The following is a 6,260-nucleotide window of genomic DNA, read 5'->3' on the forward strand; positions in this document are numbered from 1 at the left end:
TGGGTGCGGCGGCCGATCATGGCGGGGAGCTCGCCGGAGTCGTAGCCGACCACCCCGCGTCCGACCGGGCGCCCGTGCGGGCCGAGGAGCTCCACCACGTCACCGGCGTCGAAGTCCCCGGACACGCCGTGGATGCCGGCGGCCAGCAGCGAGCGGCGGCGGTGGCGGACGGCCTCGACGGCACCCTCGTCGATGTCCAGCGCGCCGCGGACGTCGGCCGCGTGGCGCAGCCAGAACCGGCGCGCCGACATCCGGCGGCCCGACGACCCGAACGCCGTCCCGACCTTCGGCCCCTCCGGGCCGGCGTCCAGCGCCGCGGCGGCCTCCTCGGCCGCGGCGAGCAGCACCGGGATCCCGGCCGCGGACGCCATCGACGCCGCCGTGATCTTCGTGGCCATCCCGCCGGTACCCAGTCCCGAACCGCCCGGCCCGGAGCCCGGGCGGGCGACGCTGACCGCGCTCAGGTCGGCCGGGTCCGCGACCTCGGCGACCAGGCGGGCGTCCGGACGGCGCGGGTCACCGTCGTAGAGGCCGTCGACGTCGGAGAGCAGCACCAGCGCGTCCGCGCCGACGATGTGCGCGACCAGCGCGGCGAGCCGGTCGTTGTCGCCGACCCGGATCTCGTCGGTGGCCACCGTGTCGTTCTCGTTCACCACCGGCAGCGAGCCGAGCCCGAGCAGCCGCTCCAGGGTCCGCCGGGCGTTGCGGTAGTTCGCGCGCCGGATCATGTCGTCCGCGGTGAGCAGCACCTGCCCGATGCCCTGGCCGTGCCGGGCGAACGAGGCCGAGTAGGCGTGCGCGAGCAACAGCTGACCGACGGCGGCCGCGGCCTGCTGGGTGGCCAGATCCCGCGGACGCCTGCGCAGCGACAGCGGAGCCAGCCCGGCCGCGATCGCACCGGACGAGACGAGCACGACCTGCGCGCCCGCCTCGCGGCGGGCCATCAGCGCGTCCACCAGGGAGTCCAGCCGGGCCGGGTCCAGCCCGCCGCTCAGGCTGGTCAGCGACGAGGACCCGACCTTCACCACGATCCGCCGTGCCGCACCCAGGGACGCCCGGGTGGACGGCAGAGCAGAGGCGGTGGCGCTCATCGCTCCGGTGCGTCCAGGTCGTGGTCGGAGGAGTAGTGCGCTCCCGACCCGAGCTCGGCGTCGGACAGGTGCGCGCGACGGGCCGCGCGGGCCCGCTTGCGCTCGTCCGCGCCGACCCGGTCCGGGTCGTCGAGACGGCGGTCGGTGCCGCGCCCGGACATCAGGACCGCCATCCCGGCCGGGGTGCTGGGCTCCCAGTCGAACGTCACCTCGCCGATCGTGACCGGGCACCCGGGGACCGCGCCGGCCTTGGCCAGCGCCTCCTCCACCCCGAGCCGGGCGAGCCGGTCGCCGAGGTAGCCGACGGCCTCGTCGTTGTCGAACGAGGTCTGGCGGATCCAGCGCTCCGGGCGCTCGCCGCGGACGATGAAGCCGCCCTCGTTCTCGTGGTCGGTCTCGATCGTGAACCCGGCGTCGCCGACGCCCTGGGGACGCAGGACCGTTCGGGAGACCTCGCGTACGGGCAGGGACTGTCGATACGAGGCGACCATCGCTCCCATGGCGAACGAGAGCTCGCGCAGCCCGGAGCGGCTGGCCGTGGAGATCGCGTAGATCGGCCAGCCGAAGCGTTCGGTCAGGTCCGCGCGGACGATGTCGACCAGGTCCGCCGCGTCCGGCACGTCGACCTTGTTCAGGGCGATCAGCCGGGGACGCTCGGCCAGGGTCTCGCCGAGTGCTCCGGACCCCAGCAGCTCGCCGTAGCGGGCCAGCTCGTGCTCGAGCGCCTCGACGTCGGCGACCGGGTCCCGGTCGGTCTCGAACGTCGCGCAGTCGACGACGTGCACCAGCACCGAGCAGCGCTCGATGTGGCGGAGGAACTCCAGGCCCAGCCCGCGGCCGTCGGAGGCGCCGGGGATCAGGCCGGGCACGTCGGCCACGGTGTAGGTCTCGTCGCCCGCGCTGACCACGCCGAGCTGGGGCACCAGCGTCGTGAACGGGTAGTCGGCGATCTTCGGCCGGGCTGCGGACAGTGCCGCGACCAGCGAGGACTTGCCCGCCGACGGGAACCCGACGAGCCCGACGTCGGCCAGCGAACGCAGCTCGAGGACCAGCTCGACGTGCTCGCCCGGCTCACCGAGGAGCGCGAACCCGGGGGCCTTGCGCGCCGGCGACGCCAGCGCGGCGTTCCCGAGCCCGCCGCGACCGCCCTGGGCGGCGACGAAACGGGTGCCCGCGCCGACCAGGTCGGCGAGGACCTCCCCGCGCTGGTCGAACACCACGGTGCCGTCCGGGACGAGCATCTCCATGTCCGGCGCGCTGGCCCCGGCCTTGAACGAGCCCTGGCCCTGGGTGCCGTTGCGGGCGGTGGCGTGCGGGCGGTGGTGGAAGTCGAGCAGCGTGTGCACACCGGGGTCGACGACCAGGATGATCGACCCGCCCCGGCCTCCGTTGCCACCGTCCGGGCCACCGAGTGGCTTGAACTTCTCCTTGTGCACCGAGGCACAACCGTTGCCGCCGGCCCCCGCGGTCGCGTGCAGCACGACCCGATCGACGAACCGGGACATCAGCGGTACCTCCCTGTCTTGATCACAACTGCCTTCTCACGACGAACGGCGGGCCACCCGATGGGTGACCCGCCGTCGGCGTAGATATCTGCTGGCGAGAACCCTCAGGCCTCGGCCGGCACGATGTTCACGGTCTTGCGACCGGACTTGTGCCCGAACTGCACCGAACCCTCGATCAGGGCGTACAGCGTGTCGTCCTTGCCGCGGCCGACGCCGACGCCCGGGTGGGTGGCGGTGCCGCGCTGGCGGATCAGGATCTCGCCGGCCTTGACGGTCTGGCCGCCGAAACGCTTCACGCCCAGGTACTGGGCGTTGGAGTCGCGGCCGTTACGGGAGCTGGACGCACCCTTCTTGTGTGCCATGAATGCGTCTCCCTACTTGCCGATGCTCGTGACCTGGACCGTCGTCAGGGGCTGACGGTGCCCCTGACGCTTGTGGTACCCGGTCTTGTTCTTGAACTTGTGAATGCGGATCTTCGGGCCCTTGGTGTGCTCGACGATCGTGACGGCCACCGCGGAGGTGAGGCCGGACACGTCCGTGGACACCTGGTCACCGTCGACGACCATGACGGCGGGCAGGACGATCTTGGCACCCGGCTCACCGTCGATCTTCTCGACGGTGACCGTGTCGTCCACGGCCACCTTGTACTGCTTGCCACCGGTCTTGACGATCGCGTACATCGCTGACGCACGACTCCTGAATATCGGGGGACACTGGCGCACTCGCGAGAGCGCGCATGCCATCACCCGTAACTCACTCGCAGGCGTGGCTCCTGTTGTCCCAGGGTACGGAACGGATTTTCGAAGGGTCAAACCGGGTCGGCCCCGGCTCACGCCTCCGTGTCGGTGCTGGTCGGGGGCCCGTCGTCGGCCGCGGTGCCGGCCCCGGCACCGGCCGGGGCGTCGACCGGCGGACCGGCCGGACGGGACGCGGCCCGCCGGGTCCGGCGGGGCCGGGTGGCGACCGCCACCGGCTCCGGCTGCGGCGGCACCGGCGGGACCACCGGTGCCGGGCTCTCGACGGACGGTGTGGCCGTCGCGTCGGTCGCCGTGGAGATCACGACGGGTTCCGCCGACGTCGACGGTGCCCCGGCCGAGCGGCTGACCCGGCCGCGCTTGCGACGCGGCGCCGGTGCCTCCTCGGCCGGTGCCGGTGCCGGTGCCTTCACCGACGCCGCGGTGCCGGCCTCGGCCGCCGGGGCGGCCTGCACCTCGACGACAGGGGCGGAGGCGGCGCCCCGCTCCTCGTCCGGCGAGGTCGTCACCGGTTCGACCGCGGAGACCGGGTCGTGCACCATCTGCGGGACGTCCCCGGCTGCGGGCCCCGGCTCCGGGGCGGGAGCGGCGTCGGCGACGGTCGAGGACGCCGCCGGGGCGCTCTCGTCCTTTCCGGCGTCCTTCGACCCGGCGCCGGACAACCCGGCACCCGAAGACCCGGCACCAGTGGTCCCGGTACCCGTGGTCCCGGCACCCAGCGTCGCGGCGCCGACCAGCGCCACGCCGGCCGCGGCCGAGCTGGTGTCCACCTCGGGAGTGGTGGCCTTGTCCTGGCCACCGCCGCGGCGTCCGCCACGGCCGCGCGAACGGCGGCTGCCGCCCTCGCCGCCGTCCCCGCCGGCATTGTTCCCGCCGCCGCCGCCGTTGCTGCTGCTGCCGCCGTTGCTGCCGCCGCCGTTGTTGTTGCCGCCGCGGTTGCCGTTCTGCTGGCCGTGGGAGGCGCCGTTGCCGCCGTGGTGGTGGCCGTTGCCCTCGGAGCCCGGACCTTCGGCCGAGACGATCACGCCGCGTCCGCGGCACGTCTCGCACGGCGTGGAGAAGTGCTCCAGCAGGCCGCCCCCGACCCGCTTGCGGGTCATCTGGACCAGGCCCAGCGACGTCACCTCGGCCACCTGGTGGCGGGTGCGGTCGCGGGCCAGGCACTCGGTGAGCCGGCGCAGCACCAGGTCCCGGTTCGCCTCGAGCACCATGTCGATGAAGTCGACGACGATGATCCCGCCGATGTCGCGCAGCCGCAGCTGGCGCACGACCTCCTCGGCGGCCTCGAGGTTGTTCCGGGTGACCGTCTCCTCGAGGTTGCCCCCGGAGCCGGTGTACTTGCCGGTGTTCACGTCGACGACGGTCATCGCCTCGGTGCGGTCGATCACCAGCGTGCCGCCCGAGGGCAGCCAGACCTTGCGGTCGAGCGCCTTGAGCAGCTGCTCGTCGATCCGGTGCTCGGTGAACACGTCGGACGAGCCGACGTGCCGGTGCATCCGGTCGCCCAGCTCGGGCGCGACGTGCTCGACGTAGTCCGAGACCGTGTCCCACGCGTCGTCACCGGAGATGATGAGCTTCGAGAAGTCCTCGTTGAACTGGTCGCGCACGACTTTGACCAGCATGTCCGGCTCTTCGTAGAGCAGGGTCGGCGCCTTGGGCGCCTTCGGGCCGGTCTTCTCCGACTTCTCCTTGACGACCTCCCACTGCGCCTGCAGCCGGCGGACGTCGCGCTCCAGCGCCTCGTGGCTGACGCCCTCGGACGCGGTGCGGATGATCACCCCCGCCTCGCTCGGGACGATCTCCTTGAGCATGTCCTTGAGCCGCTTGCGCTCGTTGTCGGGCAGCTTGCGGCTGATCCCCGCGGCGCTGCCGGAGGGCACGTAGACCAGGAACCGCCCGGCCAGGCTGATCTGGGTGGTCAGGCGCGCGCCCTTGTGGCCGACCGGGTCCTTGGTCACCTGGACCAGCACCGGGTCGCCGGAGGACAGCGCCTGCTCGATCCGGCGGGCCTTGCCGTTGAGCCCGGCCGCGTCCCAGTTCACCTCGCCGGCGTAGAGCACGGCGTTGCGGCCACGCCCGATGTCGACGAAGGCCGCCTCCATCGAGGGCAGCACGTTCTGCACGCGGCCCAGGTAGATGTTGCCGACCATCGAGTTGCCGCCGGCCTGGCCGCCGGTGATGAAGTGCTCGACCAGGACGTCGTCCTCGAGCACGCCGATCTCGTTGCGGTCGGAGAGCTGGCGGATCACCATCGTCCGCTCGACCGACTCGCGGCGGGCCAGGAACTCCGACTCGGACAGGATCGGCGGACGTCGACGGCCGGCGTCGCGACCGTCGCGGCGGCGCTGACGCTTGGCCTCCAGGCGGGTCGAGCCGCGGACGCTCTGCACCTGGTCGTCGGAGGAGTCCGGGGTGTCCCGGTCGCGCGGCTGGCGGACCTTGGTGACGGTGTTCGGCGGGTCGTCCTCGGTGCGGTCCTCGGAGCTGTTGTCCGAGCCGCCACGGCGACGGCGACGCCGCCGGCGCCGGGAACCGGACCCGCCCTCGTCGCCGGAGTCCGCGCTCTCGTCGTTCGTGTCGTCGGAGTCGGACGAGTCGTCCGACCCGTCGTCGGAACCCGCGTCGGAGGAGGTGTCCGACTCGTCGGAGTCGTCACCGTCCTCGCCGTCGTACTCACCGTCGGTGCCGCGGCCACGACCACGACCACGGCGTCCGCGCCGACGGCGGCGGCGGGCGCCGTCATCGTCGCCGTCGTCGGAGTCGTCGGCGGACTCCTGGTCCGACGACGTGTCCGCGGTCTCGGTCTCGACGGGCTGCTCGGCCTGCGGGGCGTCGGGTTCGGCGTCCTTCTTCTTCCCGCGGCGGCCCTTGCCCGACTTCCCGGACGGCTTCTTCCGGCCGGACGTGTC

The 6,260-nt window shown here is 73.2% G+C and carries 5 protein-coding genes; all 5 read right to left on the bottom strand.

The genetic code is table 11. The annotated features are described in order from the left end of the window. Window positions 1–1,091: glutamate 5-kinase (gene proB / locus I4I78_RS28665; protein ID WP_218614628.1), on the bottom strand; the 1,091-nt coding region annotated here is incomplete at its 3' end. Next, complete coding sequence (obgE, locus tag I4I78_RS28670) at window positions 1,088–2,596, bottom strand: GTPase ObgE (RefSeq protein ID WP_218614629.1); 1,509 nt, start codon at window positions 2,594–2,596, stop codon at window positions 1,088–1,090. The genes obgE and proB, both read right to left, overlap by 4 nt. A 104-nt stretch (window positions 2,597–2,700) precedes the next feature. Beyond that, the gene (rpmA, locus tag I4I78_RS28675) at window positions 2,701–2,958 is read right to left on the bottom strand and encodes a 50S ribosomal protein L27 (protein ID WP_218614630.1); all 258 of its coding nucleotides are present in this window, start codon (window positions 2,956–2,958) and stop codon (window positions 2,701–2,703) included. A gap of 12 nt (window positions 2,959–2,970) precedes the next feature. Further along, complete coding sequence (gene rplU / locus I4I78_RS28680) at window positions 2,971–3,276, bottom strand: 50S ribosomal protein L21 (RefSeq protein WP_218614631.1); 306 nt, start codon at window positions 3,274–3,276, stop codon at window positions 2,971–2,973. A gap of 149 nt (window positions 3,277–3,425) precedes the next feature. After that, on the bottom strand, window positions 3,426–6,260 hold a 2,835-nt coding region (locus I4I78_RS28685; RefSeq protein WP_218614632.1), incomplete at its 5' end, for an Rne/Rng family ribonuclease.

Source organism: Pseudonocardia sp. KRD291 (genome assembly GCF_019263595.1).
GTDB lineage: Bacteria > Actinomycetota > Actinomycetes > Mycobacteriales > Pseudonocardiaceae > Pseudonocardia.